Source organism: uncultured Nitrosomonas sp., assembly GCF_902826915.1.
Classification (GTDB): Bacteria; Pseudomonadota; Gammaproteobacteria; order Burkholderiales; family Nitrosomonadaceae; genus Nitrosomonas.
In genome coordinates, this window is the sequence record NZ_CADEGP010000123.1 from 1 (window position 1) to 3,190 (window position 3,190).

The following is a 3,190-nucleotide window of genomic DNA, read 5'->3' on the forward strand; positions in this document are numbered from 1 at the left end:
ATTTCATGTCTTCATCTTATGAAACTTCGGACTCCATGAAAATAAGCATACCTCAGTCTGGGCCCCATTGCAGCATGAGTTTCTCTTGCGCAAACTGCCAGGTTGCATCGTCTATCGCCCGCGCATTGATGGCTTTCCGCTCGACTGCTTTGTTATGCGCCTGTTTGGGGCGATAGCCACGCGCCCCGCAGTTACGAGCCAACTCTCGGCTGATAGTTGATACGCTTCGGTCGATGACGGTGGCGATCTCGCTTTGTGAATGTCCCGCTTTCTTCAAGGCGTATATCTGGTATCGTTCTTCTCGGGTTAGGTGTGTGTAGTTCATCTTTGCAATTTCGACTGGCTGGTCAAAAAGGCTCAGATGCTACCGCATCCAACCCCCAGGACCTGCGTTATTCAAAATTGCACTTCAAACTTGAATCCGCCTTTGAAAACAATATACGCCATGCAACAATTATTTATTACCTTAGGAATCTTGCTGCTTGTGTTGGGTTTATTGTGGCCCTGGTTGTCGCAATTGCCATTAGGCCGCTTGCCTGGCGATATTCATATCGAACGCGAGAATTTCAGCTTTCATTTTCCGTTGATGACAGGATTGTTGATCTCGGTTGTGCTGACGTTGATATTGTGGTGGATGGGTAAGTAGGGTATCAGCAGTTTCGGGTAATCTCGCCCGTCATTCCTTTGGTTAATTGATCGATTACTCTGCCGTTCATATCCTGCAACGTCACTTGCAATGGCATTTTGCCTAATGCATGCGTGGCGCACGAAAGGCAAGGATCGTATGCGCGCACCGCAACTTCGAGGTGATTCAATAATGCTTCAGTGATTTCCTGGCCATCCAGGTATCGATTGGCAACGATGCGCACCGATTCATTCATGGCTTGGTTGTTGCTGGTGGTTGATACGATTAGATTGGCCTGGGTAATCAGGCCTTCTGCGTTGACCTGATAGTGATGGAACAGCGTGCCACGCGGTGCTTCGATGACGCCGATGCCTTGAGGCTGGTGTTCGCTTTTGTCAACCATTAATTCCGTGCCGGTGATGTCTGGATCGTGCAGCAAAGCGTGAATTGATTCGGCGCAGTGCAGAGCTTCGATCATTCGTGCCCAGTGAAACGCAAGTGTGTCGTGTACCAATCCGCCTTGACCGAATGCTTTGAAACGTTGGCGCGCGGCTTCGGCCAATGGAGTGGAAATGCTATCGCAGTTATTGATGCGCGCTAGCGGGCCGACGCGATACCAGCCTTGCTCAGTACCCAATGCGGTGAAATAGGGAAACTTCATGTAGCTCCACGAGCGCACTTCTTCACGCAGGATGTGTTGATAATCGCAGTAGTTGAACTGATCGAAAATTACGCTGTTATCAGCAGCGCGCGCGCGCAATCCGCCGTGATAGAACTCCAATTCGCCGTTGGTTCCGGTCATGCTGAGAAAATGGCTGTGCAGCGTGGCGAAATCGCGGTGCTCCGGGTACGTGGTGTGAATGTGTTCGTTCAGCGCCAGCGCTTCCTGACTCCATTGCAGGATATTGTCGACATCGGCAAGCAACGCATCACGCGCAGTGATTGTCAGCGGTTTATTCATGCCGCCGGGTACAGTGCCGGTGCCGTGAATGCGTTTGCCAGTGATGGCCTCAATGACTTGTTGCCCGAATTTGCGCAACTTGACACCTTTCAGTGCGATTTCCGGATAGTGTTCCAATACACCGGCAATATTGCGTTGCGCCGGGTTGCTACCGAAGCCGAATAGAAAATCGGGGGAGGAGAGGTGGAAAAAATGTAGTGCATGCGATTGCAGGATCTGGCCGAAATGCAACAAACGGCGCAACTTGGTAGCCGTGGGCGTGAGTTGCTGCACCCCCACGATTTGATCTACCGCTTTGGCTGCTGCTAATTGATGGCTGACCGGGCAAATGCCGCACAGCCGTTGCACCAAGAACGGCACTTCCCAATACGGACGGCCTTGAATGAATTTCTCAAAGCCGCGAAATTCGACAATATGCAGTCGTGCCTCGATGATGTGATTGTGTTCGTCCAGCAGCAATGTAATTTTGCCGTGCCCTTCGACGCGAGTGACGGGGTCGATGGCGATGCGCCGGGTGGCGGGTGGAGGTGATGAAGGTTTATCTGGTTCCATAACGTTTAATCGTAATGCAATTGCGATTTTTGAATAATCGGTTTTTGCCCGGCTAATAGCGGTTCCAGCAGTTGCAAGAATGCATCGGCGGATGGCGGGCAACCGGGCAGAAAATAATCGATGTGCACCACTTCACTGATGGGATAGACCTTATCCAGCAGCAGCGGCAATTCAATATCGTCGGGAATTTGCGGGTTGGTGACTCCGGTTCCATTCAGATAGACTTCCTGCAGGCATTCCTGCAAGTCAAAATAATTGCGCATCGCGGGTACGCCGCCATTGATCGCGCAAGCGCCGACGGCCACCAACGTGGCGCAATTAGCGCGGAATTCGCGCAACACATGTACATTCTCCGCAGTGCACACCCCCCCTTCGATTAAGCCGATGTCGCATAGCCCACAGTGTTTGGTATCGGTGAATGGTGAGCGATCAAGTTCAACTTGCTCGAGCAAGCCGGTCAAGCGTTCATCCATATCCAGAAAAGACATGTGACAACCAAAACAACCGGCCAGCGACGTGGTGGCGATTTTTATTTTTCGTTTAGTGGTGGGCTCAACCGTCATTGTTTATGATGCTGCGCAATATGTCCCTGCAAATTTGTTTTCTGGACCGTGTTAATGTCGATTTGCCCAGCATGCTTATATCTCAAATAATAGCATAGCAGTCAGAAAGCCATGAGGAGCTTTCCATGAATGGATTTAGGGGGGATGGATAGTCTGGTAGAGACCGCCTTGTATATTAATGAGAGTAATCCTTCGGCCATAACGAGGAACTGATAGTGGTTTAATTATTTGTCCGCATCTGCCCAGTACAAAACAACTATTTAGCGGCAGCTTGATAAGCTGTATAGTCCGCAGTGGCAGGAGAAAGTGTGTGCCCCATGCAGCTTGCTATAGTGCAAGCCTTTGATGCTGTTTAATAACATAAGAACTTTGCACGGTTAGAGTCATTTCCAGGTGTGGATGATCACATAATAATGTTCTGAATCATATTGTTAAGTTAATTGATATGAGTTTTTCAGAGTTTGATGTCACCCGCCGCACCCGCAAAGG

4 protein-coding genes are annotated in these 3,190 nt (G+C 50.1%); 1 reads left to right on the forward strand and 3 read right to left on the reverse strand.

The annotated features are described in order from the left end of the window. Positions 1 to 52 precede the first annotated feature (52 nt). Positions 53 to 325: a helix-turn-helix domain-containing protein gene (locus QZV86_RS13580; RefSeq protein ID WP_295629226.1), complete on the reverse strand. Its 273-nt coding sequence runs from the start codon at positions 323 to 325 to the stop codon at positions 53 to 55. Between the two features lie 120 nt (positions 326 to 445). On the opposite strand from QZV86_RS13580, the gene QZV86_RS13585 reads away from it, so the two are divergent. Continuing rightward, a complete protein-coding gene (locus tag QZV86_RS13585) occupies positions 446 to 646 on the forward strand; it encodes a DUF2905 domain-containing protein (RefSeq protein WP_295629229.1) in 201 nt (66 codons plus the stop codon). Positions 647 to 650: 4 nt separating this feature from the next. Here QZV86_RS13585 and QZV86_RS13590 read toward each other — a convergent pair whose 3' ends face one another. Beyond that, positions 651 to 2,138 (reverse strand): Ni/Fe hydrogenase subunit alpha, encoded by a 1,488-nt coding sequence (locus QZV86_RS13590; RefSeq protein ID WP_295629237.1) that lies wholly within the window; start codon positions 2,136 to 2,138, stop codon positions 651 to 653. Between the two features lie 5 nt (positions 2,139 to 2,143). Then, on the reverse strand, positions 2,144 to 2,701 hold the full coding sequence (locus tag QZV86_RS13595; protein ID WP_295629234.1) for an NADP oxidoreductase: 558 nt from the start codon (positions 2,699 to 2,701) through the stop codon (positions 2,144 to 2,146). Between the last annotated feature and the right edge of the window lie 489 nt (positions 2,702 to 3,190).